A 24,447-nucleotide genomic window follows, 5' to 3' on the forward strand; every position below is an offset into this window, starting at 1 on the left:
ATTACCATACGTAGCAAATCACTTCGCCGCCGGATTTCGATTGGCGGGCGTCTTTGTCGCTCATAACGCCTTTGGAAGTGGACAGGATGGCGAGTCCGAGACCGCCGAGAACCTTCGGCACTTCCTGGCTTTTCGCGTAAACGCGCAGGCCCGGTTTGCTGATGCGTTTCAGGCCGGTGATAACGCGCTCTTGATTAGGGCCGTATTTCAGGAACATACGGATAATCCCTTGTTTGTTGTCTTCGATATATTCAGCGTCGCGGATGAAGCCCTCTTTCTTCAAAATCTCGGCGATTTCGCGTTTGATTTTCGAAGCCGGAACTTCTACCGTTTCATGACGCACGACGTTGGCATTGCGGATGCGTGTAAGCATATCTGCAATTGGATCTGACATAACCATTAGTTTGCGAACCTCCTTCCGAAAGACGGTTTGATTACCAGCTTGCTTTTTTCACGCCAGGAATTTGACCTTTATAAGCCAATTCACGGAAACAGATACGGCAAATTTTGAACTTGCGCAGTACGGAATGCGGCCGACCGCAGCGCTCGCAGCGCGTATAGGCTTGAACCGCAAATTTCGGTTTGCGCTGCTGCTTGATGATCATCGAAGTTTTTGCCACTGTTACACCTCCGAACTCTATCAGATTTCCGGATCTTATTTCACGAACGGCATTCCGAGTTGTTCCAACAGCTCGCGGGATTCTTCGTCCGATTTCGCTGTCGTGACAATGACGATGTCCATTCCGCGTACTTTGTCCACTTTATCGTACTCGATCTCAGGGAAAATCAGCTGTTCCTTGATACCGAGCGTATAGTTGCCGCGTCCGTCGAAAGCTTTGTTCGAAACGCCGCGGAAGTCGCGAACGCGAGGCAAAGCGATGTTGAACAGCTTGTCGAGGAAATAATACATCCGGTCGCCGCGCAGCGTTACTTTCACGCCGATCGGCATGTTCTCGCGAACTTTGAAGCCTGCGATCGATTTTTTGGCGCGAGTTACAACCGGTTTTTGACCGGCGATAATTTGCATATCGTTCACGGCCGTGTCGATGATTTTGGAGTTCCCTACCGCGTCGCCTACGCCCATGTTGATGACGACTTTCTCGATTTTCGGAACTTGCATCACCGTCGTGTAGTTAAACTTCTGCATCAGAGCAGGAGTCACTTCGTTCAAGAAACGATCTTTCATTCTTGTTGCCATTCAGGATGGACCTCCTTTCTAAGCCGGATAAATTAGTCGATCACTTCGCCCGATTTTTTCGCTACGCGCACTTTATCGCCGTTGTCCAGCACTTTGTAACCTACGCGAGTCGGTTGTCCGCTTTTCGGGTCGAGCAGCATCACGTTGGAGACGTGAATCGGCGCTTCCTGATTGAGAATTCCGCCTTGCGGGTTTTGCTGGTTCGGCTTTTGGTGCTTCTTCACCATGTTCACACCTTCGATGAGAACGCGGTTTTCACGCGGATACGCAGCGATGACGCGACCTTTTTTGCCTTTATCTTTGCCGGTAATGACGATTACCGTGTCGTCTTTTTTCACATGAAGCTTGTTGTTGTGGGACTCAAGCTGCTTTTTCGCTTTCGGCATCTTCGTTACACCTCCAATACTCGCCCCCGGATGAGAGTGCGGCTCGGCGCCCTCTGACAGGCACTTTTCGGGGAGCACATGTCCGTTCAGTTTCGCTGACCTCGGATTAGATAACTTCCGGTGCCAGGGATACGATTTTCATGAAATCTTTGTCGCGAAGTTCGCGAGCGACTGGTCCAAAAATACGGGTTCCGCGCGGGCTCTTGTCGTCCTTTACGATAACCGCAGCATTCTCGTCGAAACGGATATAGGAACCGTCTTTACGACGGGTAGAGCGCTTCGTGCGCACGATAACCGCTTTGACTACGTCGCCTTTCTTGACAACGCCGCCTGGTGTTGCTTCTTTCACAGAGCAAATGATCAAATCGCCGATCGCTCCTACGCGACGACCGGTACCGCCAAGAACACGGATACACATCAATTGCTTGGCGCCGGAATTGTCGGCGGAAGTCAGTCGTGTAAATGGTTGGATCATCGGAATGCCCTCCTTTCAAATGTGTGTGTGTCGTCCGAATTATACAAGAACCGCTTTTTCGACGATTTCCACGAGTCTGAACCGTTTGTCTTTCGACAGCGGGCGAGTCTCCATGATTTTGACCGTATCGCCGATTTTGGCTTCGTTGTTTTCGTCGTGCGCCTTGAACTTCTTCGTATATTTAATCCGCTTGTGGTACAAGCTGTGCTTCTTGTAAGTTTCAACGGCGACAACGATCGTTTTGTCCATTTTGTCGCTTACGACTTTACCGATTTGCACTTTGCGTTCGTTGCGTTGTTCCATCGATTGCCCTCCTCTCTAAATGTTTCAGCTAATCCCGAGTTCTCTTTCCCGTATCACGGTCTTCGCGCGGGCAATCTCCTTGCGAAGCTCACGAAGTCGAATCGGATTGTCCAGTTGGCCCGTCGCCAATTGAAAACGGAGGTTGAACAACTCTTCTTTGTATCCGGAAATCTTTTGCTCGATTTCAGCAGTGGTCAGGTTGCGAAATTCACTGGCTTTCATTTGCTTCACCACCCACTTCTTCTCGTTTCACAAATTTCGTCTTGATCGGGAGCTTGTGGGAAGCAAGGCGCATCGCTTCGCGCGCGATTTCTTCGCTCACCCCGGCCAGTTCAAACAAAATTTTACCTGGCTTTACTACAGCTACCCACTTCTCGACGTTACCTTTACCGCTACCCATCCGTACCTCAAGCGGCTTTTGCGTGATCGGCTTGGAAGGGAAAATTTTAATCCATACTTTACCGCCCCGCTTGATGTAACGGGTCATGGCAATACGTGCAGCTTCGATTTGACGGTTGGTTACCCAAGCCGGCTCAAGCGCCTGCAATCCGTATTCGCCGAACGCGATGTCCGTACCGCCTTTGGCGCGGCCTTTCATATTACCGCGTTGCTCTTTGCGGTGTTTGACGCGTTTTGGCAACAACATGATTAGTTTCCTCCTTCCTGAACGTCCTTTTTCTTCGCTGTCGGAAGAACTTCGCCGCGATAGATCCAGACTTTAACGCCGATCCGTCCGTATGTCGTATGTGCTTCCGCCGTACCGTAGTCAATATCCGCACGCAGCGTGTGCAGAGGAACCGTACCTTCGCTGTAGCCTTCGCTCCGCGCAATTTCCGCACCGCCGAGACGACCGCTTACTCCGGTTTTGATTCCTTTCGCTCCTGCTCTCATCGTACGTTGAATCGCTTGTTTCATCGCGCGGCGGAACGAAATGCGGCGTTCCAGCTGTTGGGCGATGCTTTCGGCAACCAAGATCGCGTCGAGCTCCGGATTTTTGATTTCCGCAATGTTGATGTGGACTTTTTTGCCCGACATTTTGGAGATGTGATTGCGGATCACTTCGACTTCCGCTCCGCCTTTACCGATAACCATACCGGGCTTGGCCGTATGAATCGTGACGTTGACGCGGTTAGCCGCACGTTCGATATCGATATGGGAAACAGCCGAATCTTTCAGCTTGTTTTTCAGATATTCACGAATTTTGACGTCTTCCATAAGCAGCGTTCCGAACTCTTTATCGGCATACCACTTGGATTCCCAATCTCGGATGACACCAATTCTGAGGCCTACTGGGCTTACCTTTTGACCCACACTTTATCCCTCCTTATTTTTCAGATACCACGAGCGTAATGTGGCTGGTCCGTTTCAAAATCTTGAACGCCCGACCTTGCGAACGCGGACGAATCCGTTTCAACGTCGGACCTTGATTGACGTATGCTTCTTGAACGACCAGTTTGTTCGGGTCGAGCGAGAAGTTATGCTCGGCGTTGGCAATAGCCGATTTCAGCAATTTTTCCACGACCGGAGAAGCCGAACGCGGCGTGTTGCTCAAAATAGCAATTGCATCGCCTACTTGCTTGCCCCGGATCAAGTCGACTACAAGTCGCACCTTACGAGGAGCGATGCGAATGTGATTCGCATGTGCCTTTGCTTGCATGGAAGTACCTCCTCTCAAACATAAGCTGTATCTTTATTACCGTTTGCCGGTTTTCTTGTCGTCGTCGTGCCCTTTATACGTACGAGTCGGCGCGAATTCGCCCAACTTGTGTCCAACCATGTCTTCCGTTACATAGACCGGCACATGCTTTCTGCCATCGTATACGGCGAACGTATGTCCGACGAATTGCGGGAAAATGGTAGACCGGCGAGACCAAGTCTTGATAACGGTTTTTTTCTGACCGATACCCTCGACTTTTTTCATCAAGTGGTCATCCACAAAAGGTCCTTTTTTCAAACTGCGGCCCATTTACGAAATCCTCCTTTCATCCAACCGAAGCCTTCCGTTCTTACTTCGTGCGGCGACGGATGATGTATTTGTTGGATGCTTTTTTCTTCTTGCGCGTTTTGTATCCGAGCGTAGGCTTGCCCCAAGGAGACATTGGCGATTTGCGTCCGATCGGAGCGCGGCCTTCGCCACCACCGTGAGGGTGATCGACCGGGTTCATGACGACCCCGCGGACTGTAGGGCGTTTGCCCAACCAGCGGTTGCGTCCTGCTTTACCGATATTGAGCAGCTCGTGGTCTTCGTTGCCGACAGTACCGATCGTAGCGCGGCATGCTTTCAAAATGCGGCGCACTTCGCCCGAGGACAAACGGATCGAAACATATTCAGCTTCTTTACCGAGCAATTGAGCCGAAGTGCCGGCAGCGCGAGCCAACTGACCGCCTTTGCCTGGTTTCAGTTCGATGTTGTGGATAACGGAACCGACCGGGATGTTCTCGAGCGGAAGCGCGTTTCCGATTTTGATGTCCGACTCAGGACCGGAATAAATCGTGTCGCCGACTTTCAAGCCTTTAGGAGCGATAATGTAACGTTTCTCTCCGTCCGCATAGTTGATCAGCGCGATGTTGGCCGTACGGTTCGGATCGTATTCGATCGTAGCAACGCGGCCTGGTATTCCGTCTTTGGTACGTTTGAAATCGATAATACGGTATTTGCGTTTATGTCCGCCGCCTTGGTGACGAACCGTAATCTTACCTTGGTTGTTACGGCCGGCCTTGACCATAAGAGGAGCAAGCAAAGACTTCTCCGGTTTGGACGCCGTAATCTCTTCGAATGTAGAAACCGTCATTTGCCGTTTGGACGGCGAAGTCGGCTTAAACGATTTGATAGGCACGCTGTTTCCCTCCTTGCCACATAAAATTAGACCGTCTCAAAAAATTCCAACGGCTTGCTGTCTTTATCCAAAGTAACGATCGCTTTTTTCCACTCGGACGTATATCCGGAATAGCGGCCGTACCGTTTCGGTTTAGCCGGAACGATCATCGTGTTTACTTTTTCGACTTTGGTCTTGAAAATTTCTTGAACCGCCAACTTGATTTCCGTCTTGTTCGCACGTTTGTCAACTTCGAAGACGTACGTGTTGTTGCCCATCAAGTCGCTGGATTTCTCAGAAATAATCGGGCGCTTGATAATATCGCGTGGGTTCTTCATTACGCAAGCACCTCCTCTACTTTCTGAACTGCATCCTTCGTGATGATCAATTTGTCGTGTGCGAGCACGTCAAGCACGTTAATTCCTTCGGCGGAAACAAACTTCACTCCCGGAATGTTGCGCGTGGACAATGCCACATTGTCATCGTAGCTTCCGGTAACAACCAAAGCTTTGCGTTCCACTTTCAGATTGCCCAAGATGGCCGCAAATTCTTTTGTTTTCGGTGCTGCCAAAGACAATTGATCCAATACGATGATATCACTGTCAATCACTTTCGACGAAAGAGCGGATCTGATTGCAAGACGACGCACTTTCTTCGGCAGTTTGAAGCCGTAGCTGCGAGGAGTCGGTCCGAATACGACGCCGCCGCCTTTCCATTGTGGAGAACGGATGCTTCCTTGACGAGCGCGTCCGGTTCCTTTTTGCTTCCAAGGTTTGCGACCGCCGCCGCGAACTTCCGAACGACCCTTCGTTTTGTGCGTTCCAAGACGCTGGGAAGCTTGTTGCAATACGACTGCGGAATGAACGACGTGTACGTTCGGCTCGATACCGAAGACGGCATCTGCGAGTTCGACTTCGCCCACTTGCGCTCCGCTCACGTTATACAGTGCTACTTTTGGCATGTGTGTTCCTCCTTTCTCGCTACCTTATTGCTTTACGGTCGATTTTACGCTGACGTAGCTGTTATTCGGTCCCGGAATGGAGCCTTTCACCAAGATCACGTTGCGCTCTGCATCGACTTTAACAACTTGCAATTTTTGAATCGTAATCGTTTCATGACCAAGGCGACCGGCGTTTTTCTTGCCTTTCGGTACTTTGTTACTCGTACGCGCAATAGCTTGAGAACCGGCACCGCGATGATATTTCGAGCCGTGAGACATCGGTCCGCGGGAGTAGCCCCAACGTTTGATCGCACCGGCTGTTCCTTTACCTTTGGACGTACCCGTCACGTCAACATATTCGCCTTCGGCGAAGAGATCTGCTTTAAGCTCCTGGCCAACTTCATACTCGCCAAGGTTCGCTCCGCGAATCTCCTTGATGTAGCGCTTAGGTGCGGCATTGGCTTTCTTAGCATGGCCAATCGCAGGTTTCGTTGCGTTCTTTTCCTTCTTGTCGTCGAAGCCGATTTGGATCGCTTCGTATCCGTCGTTGTCTTGGTCTTTCTTTTGCAGAACGACGCAAGGACCTGCTTGGATAACCGTTACAGGAACGACTGTACCGTCAGCGGCAAACACCTGAGTCATACCCAGTTTTTTTCCTAAGATACCTTTCATGTTGACACCTCTTTTCGTCATACGTTTGCTGTTTTCATTCCGTACATGCAACAAATGTTTCCGCGGCAGCCGCGGTTTAAGCACCTTTGCTTTGCTTCAAACAGATGTTACAGTTTGATTTCGATATCTACACCAGACGGCAGATCCAAGCGCATCAAAGCATCGACCGTTTGCGGAGTCGGATTCACGATGTCGATCAGACGCTTATGCGTACGCATTTCGAACTGCTCTCTGGAATCCTTGTACTTGTGCACCGCGCGCAAAATCGTAATGATTTGCTTCTCCGTCGGCAACGGAATCGGACCGGACACTCCTGCACCGGAACGTTTCGCCGTGTCGACGATTTTCTCTGCGGATTGATCGAGTACTCTGTGATCGTACGCCTTCAAGCGGATACGAATCTTTTGCTTTGCCATATTGTTCCCTCCTTCTATCGCCCAATTTGATTATCGGACATACTCCGCGAAAATCTCCTGACATCCCGCCATGGCAAAGGGGCCGGGTGTGTCAGCAACCTCTCGCATCATCGCAACGTCACAGACCAACGCTCACTATTATATAAAAAATCGGGACGGAAAGCAAGAAATTTTCAAGAAAGTTTTCATATTATAAAAACCGGCTTCTTGAAGTATGAATGGTCGAGGAGAATAAGTAAGCTCCAGCCTCCCGTTGAACTCGCATCCCTTGATTGTATTATGGTTACGATGCGAGTTCAAATGAGGCCCATCGCAAAGCGCCTTTCCGCTCTACTTATCTCATCCCTCCGAGTTTCATCCCTTTCGATTCTCGGTTATATTTCTTGCATTCCATCCCTTGGGGAAAGAAAAAAGAAAGTCCCCGACGTTACCGCCGGGGACTGTTTCTTCTATTATATAGAAGCTTACTTAATGATCGTAGCAACTGCGCCTGCGCCTACCGTACGGCCGCCTTCGCGGATAGCGAATTTCGTGCCTTGCTCGATAGCGATCGGAGCGATCAGTTCAACCGTAACGGTGATGTTGTCGCCAGGCATAACCATTTCCGTGCCTTCCGGCAGGTTGATGATACCCGTAACGTCAGTCGTCCGGAAGTAGAACTGAGGACGGTAACCTGTGAAGAAAGGCTTATGACGGCCACCTTCTTCTTTGGTCAGGACGTAGATTTGAGCCGTGAAGTTCGTGTGGGCTTTAACCGAACCCGGTTTAGCCAAAACTTGTCCGCGCTCGATATCTTTACGCTCAACGCCGCGAAGCAGTGCGCCGATGTTGTCGCCCGCTTGAGCGGAATCGAGCAGCTTGCGGAACATTTCTACGCCGGTAACAACGGATTTACGGGATTCTTCGGCAAGACCGAGGATCTCGATTTCCTCACCGACTTTAATCGTACCACGCTCTACGCGGCCCGTAGCAACGGTACCACGACCAGTGATCGTGAACACGTCCTCGACAGGCATCAAGAAAGGCTTGTCGGTATCGCGCTGAGGAGTAGGGATGTAAGTGTCGACTTGCTCGAACAGCTCAACGATTTTGTTAGCCCATTCGCCGTCCGGATTTTGGAGAGCTTCACGAGCGGAACCGCGGATGATCGGAGTGTCGTCGCCCGGGAACTCATACTCGTTCAGCAGGTCGCGAACTTCCATTTCTACGAGCTCAAGCAACTCTTCGTCTTCAACCATGTCGCATTTGTTCAAGAATACGACGATGTAAGGAACGCCTACTTGGCGGGAAAGCAGGATGTGCTCGCGAGTTTGCGGCATTGGGCCGTCAGCTGCGGATACAACCAAGATCGCGCCGTCCATTTGAGCTGCGCCGGTGATCATGTTTTTAACATAGTCGGCGTGTCCTGGGCAGTCAACGTGTGCATAGTGGCGGTTCGGAGTTTCGTACTCAACGTGAGCCGTCGAGATCGTGATACCGCGCTCGCGCTCTTCCGGAGCTTTGTCGATTTGGTCGAATGCTACAGCGCTACCGCCGTATTTTTTCGCCAAAACAGTCGTGATTGCAGCCGTCAGCGTCGTTTTACCATGGTCAACGTGACCGATCGTACCGATGTTAACGTGCGGCTTATTACGTTCAAATTTCGCTTTTGCCATGACTACAATTCCTCCTTAAATAAGAGATTATGATTATGCGCCCTTGTTCTTTGCAATAATTTCTTCTGCAATACTCTTAGGCACTTCTTCATAATGGGATATTTCCATCGAATATACGCCGCGTCCTTGTGTACGCGAACGAAGCGTAGTGGAGTAACCGAACATTTCGGAGAGCGGTACTTTGGAACGGATAACTTGAGCGCCTGCGCGGGCATCCATACCTTCGATACGGCCGCGGCGGGAGTTCAAGTCGCCCATAACGTCGCCCATGTACTCGTCCGGAACGGTAACTTCAACTTTCATAATCGGCTCGAGAATAGCCGGATCACACTTATCCTTGGCCGCTTTCAAAGCCATCGAACCTGCAATTTTGAACGCCATTTCGCTGGAGTCAACATCGTGGTAGGAACCGTCAACAATACGGGCCCTCAGATCCACGAGCGGATATCCGGCAAGAACGCCATTCTTCATTGATTCTTCGATACCGGCTTGAACAGCTGGAACGTATTCTCTCGGTACTACGCCGCCGACGATTTTGTTCTCGAATTGAAAGCCCGTACCCGGCTCAAGCGGTTCGAACTCGATCCATACGTGACCGTATTGACCGCGTCCGCCGGATTGGCGCACGAATTTTCCTTCGACTTTTGCCGGCTTGCGGAATCTTTCGCGGTAAGCAACTTGCGGCTTACCTACGTTTGTTTCAACTTTGAACTCGCGAAGCATACGGTCGACAATGATTTCAAGGTGGAGCTCGCCCATACCTTGGATAATCGTCTGGCCCGTTTCTTCATCCGTGTAGTAACGGAAAGTCGGATCTTCTTCCGCCAATTTGGAGAGAGCAACGCCCATCTTGTCTTGGTCGGCTTTTGTTTTCGGTTCTACGGCGATGGAGATAACCGGCTCTGGGAAGTTCATCGACTCCAGAATAACCGGGTTTTTCTCGTCACACAACGTATCGCCTGTGATCGTATCTTTCAGACCTACCGCAGCCGCGATATCACCCGAGTATACCTCGCTGATTTCTTGACGGCTGTTGGCATGCATCTGCAGAATACGACCGATCCGTTCGCGTTTGCCTTTCGTAGCATTCAATACGTACGAGCCGGATTGAAGAACGCCCGAATAGACACGGAAGAACGTCAACTTACCTACATAAGGGTCCGTCGCAATCTTGAACGCAAGCGCCGAGAAAGGCTCTGTGTCGCTCGATTTGCGAACTACTTCGGTTCCGTCTTCAAGCGTTCCGCGGATATCCGGTACGTCGATTGGAGCCGGCAAGTAGTCTACGACGGCGTCCAGCATAAGCTGAACCCCTTTGTTTTTGTAAGACGAACCGCAAATGACCGGGAAAATTTTCACTCCGCATACGCCTTTGCGCAGAGCCGCTTTGATTTCCGGGATGGAAATTTCTTCTCCTTCCAGATATTTCATCGTCAGCTCTTCGTCTAGTTCCGCTACTTTCTCGACAAGCTCGGTCCGAAGCTCGGCAACCTTGGAAAGGAATTCAGCCGGGATTTCTTCTTTCTCGAATTTGCCTTGATCGTCTTTGAAAATATAAGCGACTTGCTCAACCAAATCGATGATGCCTTTGAAGTCCGCTTCGGCACCGATCGGAAGTTGAATAGCTACCGCATTGGCTTTCAGACGGTCGCGCATTTGGTCAATAACGCCCAGGAAATCAGAGCCGATGATATCCATCTTATTGACATAGGCGATCCGCGGTACACCATAGCGATCCGCTTGTCTCCAGACGGTCTCGGATTGGGGTTCAACGCCTTCTTTGGCACTGAACACGCCGACCGCGCCGTCAAGAACGCGCAGGGAACGTTCGACTTCAACCGTGAAGTCTACGTGTCCTGGCGTATCGATAATGTTGACCCGGTGCTCTTTCCACTGACAGGTCGTAGCTGCGGACGTAATCGTAATTCCGCGCTCTTGCTCCTGCTCCATCCAGTCCATCGTCGCTGCACCTTCATGCACTTCGCCGATTTTGTGAACGCGGCCTGTGAAGAACAGAATCCGCTCGGTGGTAGTAGTCTTGCCGGCATCGATATGCGCCATAATCCCGATGTTGCGCGTCTTAGCTAAGGAGAACTCTCTTGCCATACGATCTTTCTCCTTTCAAGATGTAATTCACTTGGGTTTATGTAGAAAGACTCCTGTAAAGAAGCCTTTCTAGCAGATTACCAGCGATAGTGTGCAAAAGCTTTGTTCGCTTCCGCCATTTTGTGCGTGTCTTCCCGTTTCTTCACGGAAGCTCCGGTGTTGTTGCTGGCGTCCATAATTTCAGCCGCCAAGCGCTCTTCCATCGTCTTCTCGCCGCGAAGGCGCGAATAATGGACCAACCAACGAAGACCTAGTGCAGTACGGCGCTCCGGCTTAACCTCCACCGGAACTTGGTAGTTGGAACCGCCGACACGACGAGCTTTAACTTCAAGCACAGGCATGATGTTCTTGATCGCCGCTTCGAATACTTCCATAGGCTCTTTACCGGAACGGTCTTTGATCAAGTTGAACGCGTTGTACAAAATCGTTTGTGCAACTCCACGCTTTCCGTCGATCATGATCCGGTTGATAAGTCGGGTAACGAGCTTGCTGCTGTAAATCGGATCCGGCAATACGTCTCTTTTCGGTACTGGACCTTTACGAGGCATAGTTATCCCCCTTTCTTGCGAGTTTCATCCATTTCATTCCGCTGTTAGACGGTAGATTCTTATTTTTTCACTTTAGGACGTTTCGTTCCGTATTTGGAACGGGCTTGTTTCCGGTTGTTTACGCCGGAAGTATCCAGTGCGCCGCGAACGATATGGTAACGGACACCCGGAAGGTCTTTAACCCGGCCACCGCGGATCAATACGACGCTGTGCTCTTGCAGGTTGTGTCCGATACCCGGAATGTAAGCCGTAACCTCGACGCGGTTGGTCAAGCGTACGCGAGCGTACTTCCGCAGTGCGGAGTTCGGTTTCTTCGGCGTCATCGTGCCTACGCGAGTGCAGACGCCGCGTTTTTGCGGAGCGCTCAAGTCGGTCGCTTCCCGTTTCAGGGCGTTAAACCCTCTTTGAAGAGCAGGCGATTTCGACTTGGTGATTTTCGCCTTGCGGCCTTTACGAACCAATTGGTTAATAGTTGGCATGTCGCCACCTCCTTCCCCTTGTTGCTATTAGACTGCCATGTTCCGATTCAAGTCCACAGATCCAGGTGGTTCGCGTTTAGGCAAACGAAATGTTTTTGCCGCCCGCCTTCCCGCATTTTCTGCAGTTCGCAGGCGACAAAAACATGGTGTAAGCTGCGGGGACTACCTGTCAGTCCGCCGCGCTTCTTAATTATTCGTTCACTGCGGCGACCATCGCCGCACCGACTTCGATTCCGCACGCTTTGCCAAGCTGCTTCATCGAGTCGACATATGTTACTTGAACCCCCATTTTCTTGCACAGGTTCACGATCTTGGCTGTTATTCTCGGATCTGCATCTTTCGCGACAAAAACTTCGGTAGCTTTTCCGAGCTCCACCATCTTTGTCGTTTGCTTCGTGCCTATCGAAATGTTCTCCGCCTGTTTGACTTTTTCATAAGACATCGCGCTTATCCTCCAAAGTGCAGGAGTGAAAACTTAGGCTTCGGCACACACTTTGATAGTTTAGCATTTCGAAAATGCGGTGTCAAGAACGAAAGATTCAAGACTCGGCGGCGACCGTTTCCAATTCTTGTTCGGAATCGGATTCTTCCATATTCGGATCGTTCACCCGGATGCTGCGATAACGGGACATTCCCGTACCGGCCGGAATGAGCTTGCCGATAATGACGTTTTCTTTCAGGCCGAGCAGCTGGTCTACTTTGCCTTTGATAGCGGCGTCGGTCAGAACGCGCGTCGTCTCTTGGAAAGAAGCCGCCGACAAGAACGAATCCGTCTCAAGCGATGCTTTCGTAATCCCGAGCAGAACCGGCTTAGCGACCGCAGGCTCTTCTCCGGAGAACAACACCTGACGGTTCGCTTCCTCGTACTCGTGCATATCGACGAACGAGCCCGGCAACAAAATCGTGTTGCCGCTGTCGACGATCCGGATTTTGCGCAACATTTGGCGGATCATGATCTCGATATGCTTGTCGTTGATCTCAACGCCCTGGTTCCGGTAAACGCGCTGAACTTCTTGCAAAATATAGTTCTGCACGCCGCGGATCCCTTTGATGCGCAGCATTTCTTTCGGGTCGATCGAGCCTTCGGTCAGCTCGTCGCCTGCTTCAACCTGATGGCCGATCGCTACGCGAATACGGGAACCGTAGGTGACCGAATACGTCTTGGACTCGGCTTCCCCTTCGATCTCGATTTCGCGGCGGTCTTTGCCTTCGCGGATGTCTTTCACCTTGCCGTCGATTTCGGATATTGTCGCTTGGCCTTTCGGATTGCGCGCCTCGAACAGCTCCTGAATCCGCGGCAAACCTTGCGTAATATCGTCTCCCGCAACGCCCCCGGTATGGAACGTACGCATCGTAAGCTGGGTACCCGGCTCACCGATGGACTGAGCGGCAATGATGCCGACCGCTTCGCCGATCTCGACATGCGTTCCGGTAGCCAAGTTGCGGCCGTAGCACTTCTTGCACACGCCATGACGGGTTCGGCAGCTGAGTACGGAACGAATTTGCAGCTTTTGCACGCCTGCCGCAATGATCGCATCGGCTTTCGCGGACTCGATCAGCTCGTTGCGGTTTACGATGATCTCGCCCGTTTGCGGATGACGTACCGTTTCAAACGAGTACCGCCCTTCGATACGGTCGTACAGATCCTCGATAACTTCCTTGCCGTCCTGGATTTTGCTTACAACGAACCCTTTGTCCGTGCCGCAGTCTTCGTCGCGAACGATGACGTCCTGCGCCACGTCGACGAGACGGCGGGTCAAGTAACCGGAGTCCGCCGTACGGAGCGCCGTATCGGCCAAACCTTTCCGCGCGCCGTGCGTGGAGATAAAGTACTCCAATACGGTCAAGCCTTCGCGGAAGTTCGATTTGATCGGCAATTCGTAAATCCGGCCGGACGGCGTAGCCATGAGACCCCGCATACCGCCAAGCTGGGTAATCTGCGATTTGTTACCGCGCGCCTTCGATTCGACCATCATCATGATCGAATTGAACTTGTCGAGCGACTTCATGAGCACTTCCGTAATCCGGTCCTTCGTTTCGCTCCAGATCGTGATTACGCGGTCGTACCGTTCGTCGTCGGTAATGAGACCGCGACGGTATTGCTGCATGACGACCTTGACCTTCTCTTCGGACTCGGCGAGAATGACTTCCTTCTCCTTCGGTACGATAACGTCGGAGACGGCAACGGTAATACCCGCGCGAGTCGAATAAGTAAAGCCGTTTTGCTTGATTTTATCCAAAATGATCGATGTTTCCATCGTATGGTACTGACGGAAGCATTCCCCGATAATCGTGCCTAGGTAGTCTTTGCCTACGGCGCCGCGGGACGGAATGTTCTGGATAAACTCCCGTACGTCGGCACCCTTCTCGAATATGAAATATTCATCGGAAATCCCGTTGAACAAGTTGTTTTTGGTCGCTTCGTTAATGTACGGGAAATCGCTCGGGAAAATTTCGTTGAATATGATTTTCCCTACGGTAGTTACGAGCAGCGCTTCTTGCTGCTGGGCCGTAAAGCTGGCTTTGTTCAATACTTTCGCAGGAATGGCGACACGCGCATGCAACGATGCCGCTCCGCGCTGGTAGGCGGAAACCGCTTCGTGAACATTGCGGAAAATCGTACCTGTTCCTTGGGCCTGCGGATTATCCATAGTCAAGTAGAAGCTTCCGAGTACCATGTCCTGAGACGGCGTAACGACAGGCTTACCGTCCTTCGGGTTCAAAATGTTGCCTGAAGCAAGCATCAGAATGCGGGCTTCCGCCTGCGCTTCCGCGGACAACGGAACGTGAACGGCCATCTGGTCGCCATCGAAGTCGGCGTTATAAGCCGTACAGACGAGCGGATGCAGCTTGATCGCACGCCCTTCCACGAGAATCGGCTCGAACGCTTGAATCCCGAGACGGTGAAGCGTAGGGGCGCGGTTCAGCAATACCGGATGCTCTTTGATGACTTCCTCGAGAACGTCCCATACTTCCGGGCTGACGCGCTCTACCTTGCGCTTTGCGCTCTTGATATTATGGGCAAGCCCTTTGTTGACGAGCTCTTTCATCACGAAAGGTTTGAACAGCTCGAGCGCCATTTCCTTCGGCAGCCCGCACTGGTACATTTTCAAGCTTGGTCCTACTACGATAACGGAACGGCCGGAATAGTCGACCCGTTTACCGAGCAGGTTTTGACGGAAACGCCCTTGCTTACCCTTAAGCATATGGCTAAGCGATTTGAGCGGACGATTGCCCGGGCCCGTAACCGGACGGCCACGACGGCCGTTGTCGATCAAAGCGTCGACGGCTTCCTGCAGCATCCGTTTCTCGTTCTGCACGATAATATCCGGCGCCCCGAGATCGAGCAGACGCTTCAACCGGTTATTCCGGTTAATAACGCGGCGGTACAAGTCGTTCAAGTCCGACGTTGCGAAACGTCCGCCGTCGAGCTGTACCATCGGCCGCAGCTCCGGCGGGATAACCGGAAGCACGTCGAGCACCATCCAGTCGGGTTCGTTGCCGGAATTGCGGAATGCTTCCATGACTTCAAGACGTTTGATCGCGCGGTTACGGCGCTGACCTTGGGCCGTCCGCAGCTCTTCCTTGAGCGAGTCGACTTCTTTGTTGATGTCGATATCCTGAAGCAGCTTCTTCACCGCTTCGGCGCCCATTCCGGCTTGGAAGGCGTAGCCGTATTTCTCGCGGTAGCTGCGGTATTCTTTCTCGGACAGCAGCTGTTTTTTCTCCAGAGGCGTATCGCCCGGATCGGTTACTACATACGATGCGAAATATATGATCTCTTCAAGGGAACGCGGAGACATGTCGAGCGCCAAGCCCATACGGCTCGGTATCCCCTTAAAGTACCAAATGTGAGATACGGGAGCGGCCAGTTCGATATGGCCCATGCGCTCGCGGCGCACTTTCGCGCGGGTCACTTCGACGCCGCAGCGGTCGCAGACGACGCCTTTGTAGCGGACGCGCTTATATTTGCCGCAATGACATTCCCAGTCTTTCGTCGGTCCGAATATTTTCTCGCAGAACAAGCCTTCTTTTTCCGGCTTCAAGGTCCGGTAGTTGATCGTTTCCGGCTTCTTGACTTCCCCACGGGACCAGGAACGGATTTTATCGGGCGAAGCGAGACCTATCTTCATGTACTCGAAATTGTTTACGTCCAACAAGGAGCAACCCTCCTCCAGTGTATGCTGCCTACGGAATCACACCGTATCATTCGATTCCCGCTTCGGAGCCTTCCAAGTTGAGATTGAGCTTGTCGCCGGACACATCGTCTTCGTCGTCCAGCTCCTTCATCTCGATCTCCTCTTCGTTCTCCGACAAAATTTTGACGTCCATACCCAAGCTTTGCAGCTCTTTGATCAATACTTTGAACGATTCCGGAACGCCTGGCTCCGGCACGTTCTCGCCTTTGACGATCGACTCGTACGTTTTGACGCGTCCGACGACGTCATCGGATTTGACGGTCAAAATTTCTTGCAGCGTATAGGCAGCGCCGTATGCTTCCAGCGCCCAAACTTCCATCTCCCCGAAGCGTTGTCCGCCGAACTGCGCCTTACCGCCCAGCGGCTGCTGCGTAACGAGCGAGTACGGACCGGTCGAACGGGCATGGATTTTATCGTCGACCATGTGCGCCAGCTTGATCATGTACATGACTCCGACGGTAACTTCCCGTTCAAACGGTTCGCCGGTGCGTCCGTCGTACAAAATCGTTTTGCCGTTGCGCTGCATGCCGGCTTCTTCCATCGTATCGAATACGTCATACTCGCGCGCGCCGTCGAATACGGGCGTAGCGGTATGGATGCCGAGACGAAGGGCCGCCATGCCGAGATGCACCTCGAGCACCTGGCCGATGTTCATCCGCGACGGAACCCCTAGCGGGTTAAGCACGACTTGAACCGGAGTGCCGTCCGGAAGGAACGGCATATCCTCCTCGGGCAAAATGCGCGCGATAACGCCCTTGTTCCCGTGGCGGCCGGCCATTTTATCGCCTTCGGATATTTTTCTTTTTTGGGCAATATAAACACGAACGAGTTGATTGACACCCGGCGGCAATTCGTCGCCGTTCTCGCGGGTAAACACTTTGACGTCGACAACGATACCGTCGGTACCGTGAGGAACGCGGAGCGACGTATCCCGGACTTCACGAGCTTTCTCGCCGAAGATGGCATGCAGGAGACGCTCTTCCGCAGTCAACTCGGTTACGCCTTTCGGCGTCACTTTGCCGACCAGAATATCTCCGGCGCCGATTTCCGCACCGACGCGAATGATGCCGCGCTCGTCAAGATTCCGCAGCGCATCCTCGCCGACATTCGGAATGTCGCGCGTAATTTCTTCGGGACCGAGCTTCGTATCACGGGCTTCGGACTCGTATTCTTCGATATGGATCGAAGTGTAGACGTCTTCCTTCACGAGCTTCTGGCTGAGCAGGATCGCATCCTCGTAGTTGTAGCCTTCCCACGTCATGAACGCTACGACAACGTTGCGCCCAAGCGCAAGCTCACCCATCTCCGTCGAAGGTCCGTCGGCCAAAATATCGCCGGCTGTGATTACATCGCCTTTGTTGACGATTGGACGCTGGTTGATGCATGTTCCTTGGTTGGAACGAATAAATTTATGGAGTCTGTGCTTGATCAGATCGCCTTCGACAAGGCGGCCGTCCACCATTGCGCGGCGGCGCACCCACACTTCGTTCGCCGACACGCGCTCCACGATGCCGTCATGCTTGCTTACGATACATACGCCGGAATCTTTGGCACTCTTATGCTCCATGCCCGTACCGACCAAAGGCGATTTCGGAATGAGCAGCGGAACGGCCTGCCGCTGCATGTTCGATCCCATGAGCGCGCGGTTGGAGTCGTCATTTTCCAGGAACGGGATAAGAGCCGTTGCCACGGATACGACCTGTTTCGGCGAAACGTCCATATAGTCGACGCGTTCTTTCGGCAGCGTCAAAATGTCATCCTTGTAACGAACAATTACCGTATCGTTCGCGAAAGTGCCGTCTTCATTCAGCTCGGCATTCGCCTGTCCGATTACGTAATTGTCTTCTTCGTCTGCAGTCAAGTAGCCGATTTGTTCGGTTACAACGCCTGTTTTCGGATCGACCCAGCGATACGGAGCTTCGATAAAGCCGTATTCGTTAATGCGGGCGAACGACGACAAGGAGTTGATCAAGCCGATGTTCGGACCTTCCGGCGTCTCGATCGGGCACATCCGGCCATAGTGAGAATGGTGGACGTCGCGGACTTCCATGCCGGCGCGTTCGCGTGTCAAACCGCCAGGACCGAGTGCGGACAAACGGCGCTTATGCGTCAATTCGGCAAGCGGATTCGTCTGGTCCATGAACTGCGACAGCTGGGAGCTTCCGAAAAACTCCTTGATCGAAGCGATGACCGGACGAATGTTGATAAGCGCCTGCGGCGTGATGACGTTGGCGTCCTGAATCGACATCCGCTCTCTTACGACGCGCTCCATCCGGGACAAGCCGATGCGGAACTGGTTTTGCAGCAATTCGCCGACAGAACGCAATCTCCGGTTGCCCAAGTGGTCGATGTCGTCCGTGCTGCCGATGCCGTGCAGCAGGTTGATGAAATAGTTGATCGACGAAATGATATCCGCCGGCGTAATGTTTTTAACCGATTTATCGATGATCCCGTTGGAAATGACCTTGACGATCTTGCCTTCTTCCTGCGGGGAGTATACGTTAATAGCTTGCATCGGAATGCGGTCCGCATCAAGAACCCCGCTGCTGACGCCAAATTCGACAAAGCCGACATCCTTCTCGAGATACGGCAGTATTTGGTCAAGCAGGCGGCGATCCATCATTTGACCGGCTTCCGCGATAATTTCGCCCGTCTCCGGATTCGCCAGCGTTTCCGCAAGGCGTTGGTTGAACAGACGGTTTTTGATATGCAGCTTTTTATTGATTTTGTAACGGCCGACATTCGCCAGGTCGTAACGCTTCGGATCGAAGAAACGGGCGATTAGTAAGCTCTTCGCATTATCCAGCGTAGGAGGCTCGCCCGGACGGAGACGCTCGTAAATTTCGATCAAAGCTTTATCCGTCGTATCGGTGTTGTCCTTGTCCAGCGTATTGCGGATATATTCGTTGTCACCGAGCAAATCGATGATCTCCGCGTCCGATCCGAAACCGAGTGCGCGAAGCAGGACGGTTACCGGTATTTTGCGCGTCCGGTCGATCCGTACGTAAATAATATCTTTAGCATCCGTTTCCAGCTCGAGCCACGCGCCCCGATTCGGAATTACGGTAGCGGTGTAACTTTTCTTACCGTTTTTGTCGACTTTTGTGCTAAAATAAACACTGGGGGAACGAACGAGCTGACTGACGATAACCCGTTCGGCACCGTTAATAATAAAGGTACCGGTATCCGTCATGAGCGGGAAATCGCCCATGAACACTTCCTGCTCCTTCACTTCGCCGGTTTCTTTATTGATTAAACGCACCTTGACGCGCAGCGGAGCTGCGTACGTGACGTCACGTTCCTTTGAATCATCGACGGAATATTTGGGCTCGCCCAAGCTGTAATCGATGAATTCCAGCACCAAGTTACCCGTGAAATCCTGAATCGGCGAAATATCTTGAAACATTTCGCGCAAACCTTCGTCCAAAAACCACTGGTACGATTTTTGCTGGATTTCGATCAGGTTCGGGACTTCCAGCACTTCATTAATCCGTGCGTACGTTCTGCGATTGCGACGTCCGTATTGAACAGTATGACCCGCCAACTTTCCTTCACCCCTCACATCGACTCGAAAAATACTGCAAGCAAAAAAAGAAGAAAAGCCTCGTTGAAAGCCTTGCGGCATTGCAGAGAGACCTTTTTTCTGCGGTATCGTGGCAGCCTTCCAAATGTTCACATTTAAGTAGATTTTCCCAAAATGCAAACATTATACTTCATTCGCTAAAATTTATTCATGCCCTCCAAAAAAAGACTTGACATTTTAGCGAAATAAAGACATAGCACCCATCTTAATACTGACATTTTATAATATTACCACAATGGGAAACGCGAGTCAAATACAACTTACTCGGGCGTATCTTGGTCCCCCAAAAGTGAAGTAGGCCTCCGAAGCTTATTCCAGGTACTTTTGGGGGAGCCCCCTAAACTAATCCCCAAAAAGTGAAGCTAACCTTCGATGCTTATTCCGAGTACTTTTTGGGGAGCCCCCGTAAACCAAACCCCCAAAATTCAATCCCAAAACCAGTCCCCGAAACCAACAAATCTCCCAAGCCTATTTAGTCGCCCGGTAGATCCGGTATCTCTTGTCTTTGGTCACTTCTTCAACCGTTCCGAACAGCGACTCGAGCTTCGCCTGCGCCGAAGGTGCACCCTGCTTTTTCTGGATGACGATCCACAACTGTCCCCCTTCGACCAGATGCTCAAAGGCCAGTTCGAAAATGCGATGCACCACCTGTTTGCCCGCCCGGATCGGCGGATTCGTCAATATTTTCGTAAACGTCTTCCCTTCCATGGACTCGAATAAATCCCCCTGAACGATATCCGCATTGGCAATGCCGTTCCTACGGGCATTTTCCCGGGCCAGCTCCACGGCCCTTTCATTAATATCCACCATCGTCACCCGTCCCCGGTGCGCGAGCGATGCCGCCGTCAGACCGATCGGGCCGTACCCGCAGCCTACGTCAAGCACTTCGTCCGTTTCCGCGATGTCCATCGCTTCGATCAGGAGACGGCTTCCGAAATCGATGCCTTCCTTGGAAAATACGCCCGCATCGGTCGTAAACTCGAACGTTTTGCCGCGCAGCGACGTCCGAACCGTCTGCCGGTCACTCGATACCGACGGTTTTTTCGAGTAATAGTGATCCGCCATGCTTCACCCTCCGCGCTGGAATAACCCCGCCACTTTACATGGAAAAAATCCCCTCCGAAGCATGATGCTCCGAAGGGGATCCCCTTAGTCCCGATTACTTCACTTCTACTTTTGCGCCTGCTTCTTCGAGCTTTGCTTTCAGAGCGTCGGCATCAGCTTTGGAAATTTTCTCTTTGATCGGCTTCGGTGCGCCGTCTACGAGGTCTTTCGCTTCTTTCAGGCCGAGACCCGTAATTTCGCGAACGACTTTGATAACGTTGATTTTGGAAGCGCCAGCTTCAGCAAGAATAACGTCGAATTCTGTTTGCTCTTCTACTTCTGCAACTGCGCCGCCGGCTACAACTGCTACAGGAGCAGCTGCTGTTACGCCGAATTCTTCTTCGATTGCTTTTACGAGATCGTTCAGTTCAAGAACGGTCATGCCTTTGATGGCTTCCAAGATTTGCTCTTTGCTCATGGGTTAACCCTCCAATAATTGTTTTATAATTTGGTAATCCGATTAAGCTTGCGCTCCGCCCTCTTGCTTCTCCGATACGGCTTTAACCGCAAGCGCGAAGTTGCGGATCGGCGCTTGGAGCACGCTGAGGAGCATGGACAGCAATCCTTCGCGGGAAGGAAGATTGGCCAGATCCTTGATTTGATCGACGTCAACGACGCGACCTTCGACAACGCCGCCTTTTACTTTGAGCGCCTCGTTTTTCTTGGCGAATTCGCTCAAAATTTTGGCTGCAGCTACGACGTCGTCTTTGCTGAATGCAATCGCGGTAGGACCCGTCAGCGCGCTGTCCAGCTCGGACAACTCGGCTTCGGCAGTCGCACGGCGAACCAACGTGTTCTTCAAAACTTGGAAGTCGACGCCCGCTTCGCGAAGACGTTTACGCAGCTCGGTTACTTGAGCCACGTTCAGACCGCGATAGTCGGCTACGATCGTGCTCGCGCTCTCGCGCAGCTTCGCCGCCACTTCGGAAACGACTTGCTGTTTCTCTTGAATTACATTTGCATTTGCCATTTTGTACACCTCCTGTAAACTTGCATCGCTTTCTTGAACGGAATGCTGCCGACGCGTGTTACGTAAAAAGCCTCCGTGGATTAGACGGAGGCAGGACGTTCCGTATAACTTTCCCGAATAACGAAAAAGAGAATCGGACTGTATCGCAACACCTCGGTAGGACATTAAGCCTTGCGGCACCTACTGTCTACGGTAAACATATTCGTTTTTTGAACCTACAACAGATTACCACGAATAGTTGCGGAATGCAAATGGCAATTACTTGCCTACGCGGCTTATCTGAAGGTTTGCGGGTTTACGCGCACGCTCGGTCCCATCGTGGACGAAACGGCGATGTTGCGCAAATATACGCCTTTGGCTGCTGCCGGTTTCGCTCGGACAAGAGCTTCCACGAGAGCGCGGAAGTTTTCTTGCAGCTGCTCGGCGCCAAAGGATACTTTGCCGATCGGCGCGTGAATTTGTCCGGCGCGGTCGAGACGGTACTCGATTTTACCTGCCTTGATTTCCTTCACGGCGTTAGCGACATCAAACGTTACCGTACCGGCTTTAGGGTTAGGCATCAAACCTTTGCCCCCGAGCAGACGGCCGAGTTTACCGACTTCGCTCATCATGTCCGGCGTAGCCACACAGACGTCGAAATCGAACCAGCCTTGCTGGATTTTGCTGATCAAATCTTGGTCTCCTACGAAATCCGCGCCTGCCGCTTCGGCTTCTTTAGCCTTGTCGCCTTTCGCGAATACGAGGACCCGTTTCGTTTTACCCGTTCCGTTCGGAAGCACGACGACGCCGCGTACGGCTTGGTCTTGCTTCTTCGGGTCTACCCCGAGGCGAACGGCAACTTCGACGGTTTCGTCGAACTTGGCGGGAGCTGCCTTTTTAACCAAATCAATCGCTTCTGCCGGCTCGTAGCTGGCATCCGGATTAACCAGTTTGGCAACTTCTTGGTACTTCTTACCGCGTTTTGCCATTGTGTAACGTTCCTCCTTTTGTGGTGTTAGCGGAAAATCCTCCCACTTGTGCGGCACATGTCCGCGTACAACCAAAATAAGCGATTAGTCTTGGATAACAACGCCCATGCTGCGGGCAGTACCTTCGATCATCCGCATTGCGGCTTCCACGGAAGCGGCATTGAGGTCTTGCATTTTTTGCTCGGCGATTTGACGGACTACGTCACGCTTCACGGTAGCGACTTTCTTCTTGTTCGGTTCGCCGGATCCTTTATCGATCTTGGCGGCTACGCGCAACAGAACGGCAGCCGGAGGAGTTTTCGTTTCGAAAGTGAAAGAACGGTCCTCGTATACCGTAATGACAACCGGAATGATCAAACCTGCTTGATCCGCGGTACGAGCGTTGAACTCTTTACAGAAAGCCATAATGTTGACCCCTGCTTGACCGAGTGCCGGACCGATTGGCGGAGCCGGATTCGCTTTACCTGCGTTTACTTGCAGTTTCACCATTTTAATAACCTTTTTAGCCATGCGACACACCTCCTTGCGCATAATGTGGTGCGAGCGGAGCCTTGCGGCACCTCCCACGAGCTCGGCCTATCCGATAGACAGGCCCAGAAACCAGACAAAAACACTATATCTTCTCCACTTGCGTATATTCCAACTCAAGCGGGGTTTCCCGTCCAAACATGTTGACGTGCACTTTAAGCTTCGCCTTATCGACCAAAATATCTTCGACCGTACCGACGAAGTTGGCGAACGGACCGACCTTGACGCGGACGGTTTCCTTCAGCTCGAAATCGATCTTCGGCTTCGGATTCTCGATGCCCATATGCTTCAGGATCGCATCGACTTCTTCCGGCAAAAGCGCGGTAGGCTTCGATCCGGAACCGGTCGATCCGACAAATCCGGTTACTCCCGGCGTGTTGCGCACGACGTACCAGGAATCGTCAGTCTGAATCATCTCGACAAGCACATAGCCGGGATATACTTTCCGCATGACGGTCTTTTTCTTGCCGTCCTTGTTGACGATCTCTTCTTCCATTGGAACGAGAACGCGGAAAATTTTATCCTGCATGTTCATCGATTCGACGCGCTTTTCCAAGTTAGCCTTGACTTTGTTTTCATACCCGGAATAGGTATGTACGACGTACCATCTTTTTTCCATATCGTCACCCAGCCCCCATTAGTCGAACAGGCGCAGGATTTCGCTCAGCCCGAGGTCAATCAGCCAAAAGTAGATGGTTACAAACGTGCACGTCGCAATCACCACGAGAGTGTAACTGATGAGCTCCTTACGGCTTGGCCATTTGACCTTCTTCAATTCCGCCCAGCTGTCGGTAAAGAAAGAAAAGGTTGTACCAAAACCTTGCTTCATTCTTTGCAAAAACGTCACGATTACCCCTCCAAACCTGCGGCTAGCCGATTTTTCGCAGACATAAAAAAAAATCCCGAAAAGAGGGCTACCTGAACTAATTTATCATAGTCTTTAAGGCGTGTCAAGAAAACGCCCTCGTGTGTGCCGCGCCTAATCGCTTGTACCAGCATTGCCATTCCCGTCCGATTGTAAACCTATATCGTTCTAGCAAACGGATTGGGAGCAGCTCCAAAATAGAAACGGCACTCTTTCTCCGACAGCGGATGAAAGAA

General features: G+C 51.9%; 30 protein-coding genes and 1 other annotated feature. All 30 genes read right to left on the bottom strand.

Going from position 1 to position 24,447, the window contains the following annotated elements; all coding sequences use genetic code 11:
* Position 1 precedes the first annotated feature (1 nt).
* The 30 genes from rpsH to secE all read right to left on the bottom strand — a co-directional run bounded on the left by rpsH (position 2) and on the right by secE (position 24,193).
* Entirely contained in the window at positions 2-400 is a 399-nt protein-coding gene (rpsH, locus tag FE783_RS33360) for a 30S ribosomal protein S8 (RefSeq protein WP_138883730.1), read from the bottom strand.
* A 34-nt stretch (positions 401-434) separates the two neighbouring features.
* Entirely contained in the window at positions 435-620 is a 186-nt protein-coding gene (locus FE783_RS33365) for a type Z 30S ribosomal protein S14 (protein ID WP_138883731.1), read from the bottom strand.
* Between the two features lie 35 nt (positions 621-655).
* Positions 656-1,198 (bottom strand): 50S ribosomal protein L5, encoded by a 543-nt coding sequence (gene rplE / locus FE783_RS33370; protein WP_138883732.1) that lies wholly within the window; start codon positions 1,196-1,198, stop codon positions 656-658.
* 32 nt (positions 1,199-1,230) lie between these two features.
* Positions 1,231-1,584, bottom strand: a complete 354-nt coding sequence (gene rplX, locus FE783_RS33375; protein ID WP_138883733.1) for a 50S ribosomal protein L24 — start codon at positions 1,582-1,584, stop codon at positions 1,231-1,233.
* A gap of 106 nt (positions 1,585-1,690) precedes the next feature.
* Positions 1,691-2,059 carry a 50S ribosomal protein L14 gene (gene rplN, locus FE783_RS33380; protein WP_127584000.1) on the bottom strand — a complete coding sequence of 123 codons (369 nt, stop codon included), beginning with the start codon at positions 2,057-2,059 and terminating at the stop codon, positions 1,691-1,693.
* A gap of 39 nt (positions 2,060-2,098) precedes the next feature.
* A complete protein-coding gene (gene rpsQ, locus FE783_RS33385; RefSeq protein WP_120751510.1) occupies positions 2,099-2,362 on the bottom strand; it encodes a 30S ribosomal protein S17 in 264 nt (87 codons plus the stop codon).
* 24 nt (positions 2,363-2,386) lie between these two features.
* Positions 2,387-2,584 (bottom strand): 50S ribosomal protein L29, encoded by a 198-nt coding sequence (gene rpmC, locus FE783_RS33390; RefSeq protein ID WP_138883734.1) that lies wholly within the window; start codon positions 2,582-2,584, stop codon positions 2,387-2,389.
* Entirely contained in the window at positions 2,571-3,008 is a 438-nt protein-coding gene (gene rplP, locus FE783_RS33395) for a 50S ribosomal protein L16 (RefSeq protein WP_120751508.1), read from the bottom strand. Before rplP ends, rpmC begins: the two co-directional genes overlap by 14 nt.
* A gap of 2 nt (positions 3,009-3,010) precedes the next feature.
* Complete coding sequence (gene rpsC / locus FE783_RS33400; protein ID WP_138883735.1) at positions 3,011-3,673, bottom strand: 30S ribosomal protein S3; 663 nt, start codon at positions 3,671-3,673, stop codon at positions 3,011-3,013.
* 13 nt (positions 3,674-3,686) lie between these two features.
* Complete coding sequence (gene rplV / locus FE783_RS33405) at positions 3,687-4,019, bottom strand: 50S ribosomal protein L22 (protein WP_138883736.1); 333 nt, start codon at positions 4,017-4,019, stop codon at positions 3,687-3,689.
* A 36-nt stretch (positions 4,020-4,055) separates the two neighbouring features.
* On the bottom strand, positions 4,056-4,328 hold the full coding sequence (gene rpsS / locus FE783_RS33410) for a 30S ribosomal protein S19 (protein WP_138883737.1): 273 nt from the start codon (positions 4,326-4,328) through the stop codon (positions 4,056-4,058).
* Positions 4,329-4,368: 40 nt separating this feature from the next.
* Positions 4,369-5,199, bottom strand: coding sequence for a 50S ribosomal protein L2 (rplB, locus tag FE783_RS33415; RefSeq protein ID WP_138883738.1), 831 nt, complete (start codon positions 5,197-5,199; stop codon positions 4,369-4,371).
* 26 nt (positions 5,200-5,225) lie between these two features.
* Entirely contained in the window at positions 5,226-5,516 is a 291-nt protein-coding gene (gene rplW / locus FE783_RS33420; protein WP_138883739.1) for a 50S ribosomal protein L23, read from the bottom strand.
* Positions 5,516-6,139 (bottom strand): 50S ribosomal protein L4, encoded by a 624-nt coding sequence (rplD, locus tag FE783_RS33425; protein WP_138883740.1) that lies wholly within the window; start codon positions 6,137-6,139, stop codon positions 5,516-5,518. The genes rplW and rplD overlap by 1 nt, the downstream gene beginning before the upstream one ends.
* A 24-nt stretch (positions 6,140-6,163) precedes the next feature.
* Complete coding sequence (gene rplC, locus FE783_RS33430; protein WP_138883741.1) at positions 6,164-6,790, bottom strand: 50S ribosomal protein L3; 627 nt, start codon at positions 6,788-6,790, stop codon at positions 6,164-6,166.
* Positions 6,791-6,897: 107 nt separating this feature from the next.
* Positions 6,898-7,206 (bottom strand): 30S ribosomal protein S10, encoded by a 309-nt coding sequence (gene rpsJ / locus FE783_RS33435; RefSeq protein WP_013921163.1) that lies wholly within the window; start codon positions 7,204-7,206, stop codon positions 6,898-6,900.
* 464 nt (positions 7,207-7,670) lie between these two features.
* Positions 7,671-8,861, bottom strand: a complete 1,191-nt coding sequence (gene tuf / locus FE783_RS33440) for an elongation factor Tu (RefSeq protein WP_138883742.1) — start codon at positions 8,859-8,861, stop codon at positions 7,671-7,673.
* A gap of 33 nt (positions 8,862-8,894) precedes the next feature.
* Positions 8,895-10,967, bottom strand: coding sequence for an elongation factor G (gene fusA, locus FE783_RS33445; RefSeq protein ID WP_138883743.1), 2,073 nt, complete (start codon positions 10,965-10,967; stop codon positions 8,895-8,897).
* 77 nt (positions 10,968-11,044) lie between these two features.
* Positions 11,045-11,515, bottom strand: coding sequence for a 30S ribosomal protein S7 (gene rpsG / locus FE783_RS33450; protein ID WP_138883744.1), 471 nt, complete (start codon positions 11,513-11,515; stop codon positions 11,045-11,047).
* A 59-nt stretch (positions 11,516-11,574) separates the two neighbouring features.
* The gene (gene rpsL, locus FE783_RS33455; RefSeq protein ID WP_138883745.1) at positions 11,575-11,994 is read right to left on the bottom strand and encodes a 30S ribosomal protein S12; all 420 of its coding nucleotides are present in this window, start codon (positions 11,992-11,994) and stop codon (positions 11,575-11,577) included.
* Positions 11,995-12,184: 190 nt separating this feature from the next.
* Complete coding sequence (locus FE783_RS33460; protein WP_138883746.1) at positions 12,185-12,436, bottom strand: 50S ribosomal protein L7ae-like protein; 252 nt, start codon at positions 12,434-12,436, stop codon at positions 12,185-12,187.
* A 97-nt stretch (positions 12,437-12,533) separates the two neighbouring features.
* Positions 12,534-16,154 carry a DNA-directed RNA polymerase subunit beta' gene (gene rpoC / locus FE783_RS33465; protein ID WP_138883747.1) on the bottom strand — a complete coding sequence of 1,207 codons (3,621 nt, stop codon included), beginning with the start codon at positions 16,152-16,154 and terminating at the stop codon, positions 12,534-12,536.
* Positions 16,155-16,200: 46 nt separating this feature from the next.
* Positions 16,201-19,737 (bottom strand): DNA-directed RNA polymerase subunit beta, encoded by a 3,537-nt coding sequence (gene rpoB / locus FE783_RS33470; protein ID WP_138883748.1) that lies wholly within the window; start codon positions 19,735-19,737, stop codon positions 16,201-16,203.
* Between the two features lie 507 nt (positions 19,738-20,244).
* Complete coding sequence (locus FE783_RS33475; RefSeq protein ID WP_138883749.1) at positions 20,245-20,841, bottom strand: class I SAM-dependent methyltransferase; 597 nt, start codon at positions 20,839-20,841, stop codon at positions 20,245-20,247.
* A gap of 94 nt (positions 20,842-20,935) precedes the next feature.
* Positions 20,936-21,298, bottom strand: a complete 363-nt coding sequence (gene rplL / locus FE783_RS33480) for a 50S ribosomal protein L7/L12 (protein ID WP_138883750.1) — start codon at positions 21,296-21,298, stop codon at positions 20,936-20,938.
* 42 nt (positions 21,299-21,340) lie between these two features.
* On the bottom strand, positions 21,341-21,850 hold the full coding sequence (gene rplJ / locus FE783_RS33485) for a 50S ribosomal protein L10 (protein ID WP_138883751.1): 510 nt from the start codon (positions 21,848-21,850) through the stop codon (positions 21,341-21,343).
* A 54-nt stretch (positions 21,851-21,904) separates the two neighbouring features.
* Positions 21,905-22,061, bottom strand: a sequence feature (ribosomal protein L10 leader region).
* A 64-nt stretch (positions 22,062-22,125) separates the two neighbouring features.
* Positions 22,126-22,818, bottom strand: coding sequence for a 50S ribosomal protein L1 (rplA, locus tag FE783_RS33490; protein ID WP_138883752.1), 693 nt, complete (start codon positions 22,816-22,818; stop codon positions 22,126-22,128).
* A gap of 84 nt (positions 22,819-22,902) precedes the next feature.
* Positions 22,903-23,328: a 50S ribosomal protein L11 gene (gene rplK / locus FE783_RS33495; RefSeq protein ID WP_138883753.1), complete on the bottom strand. Its 426-nt coding sequence runs from the start codon at positions 23,326-23,328 to the stop codon at positions 22,903-22,905.
* A 103-nt stretch (positions 23,329-23,431) separates the two neighbouring features.
* Entirely contained in the window at positions 23,432-23,965 is a 534-nt protein-coding gene (gene nusG / locus FE783_RS33500) for a transcription termination/antitermination protein NusG (protein WP_138883754.1), read from the bottom strand.
* Positions 23,966-23,983: 18 nt separating this feature from the next.
* On the bottom strand, positions 23,984-24,193 hold the full coding sequence (gene secE / locus FE783_RS33505) for a preprotein translocase subunit SecE (protein WP_138883755.1): 210 nt from the start codon (positions 24,191-24,193) through the stop codon (positions 23,984-23,986).
* Positions 24,194-24,447 lie beyond the last annotated feature (254 nt).

Origin of the sequence: Paenibacillus mesophilus (assembly GCF_005938385.1) — a bacterium.
Classification (GTDB): Bacteria; Bacillota; Bacilli; order Paenibacillales; family NBRC-103111; genus Paenibacillus_AB; species Paenibacillus_AB mesophilus.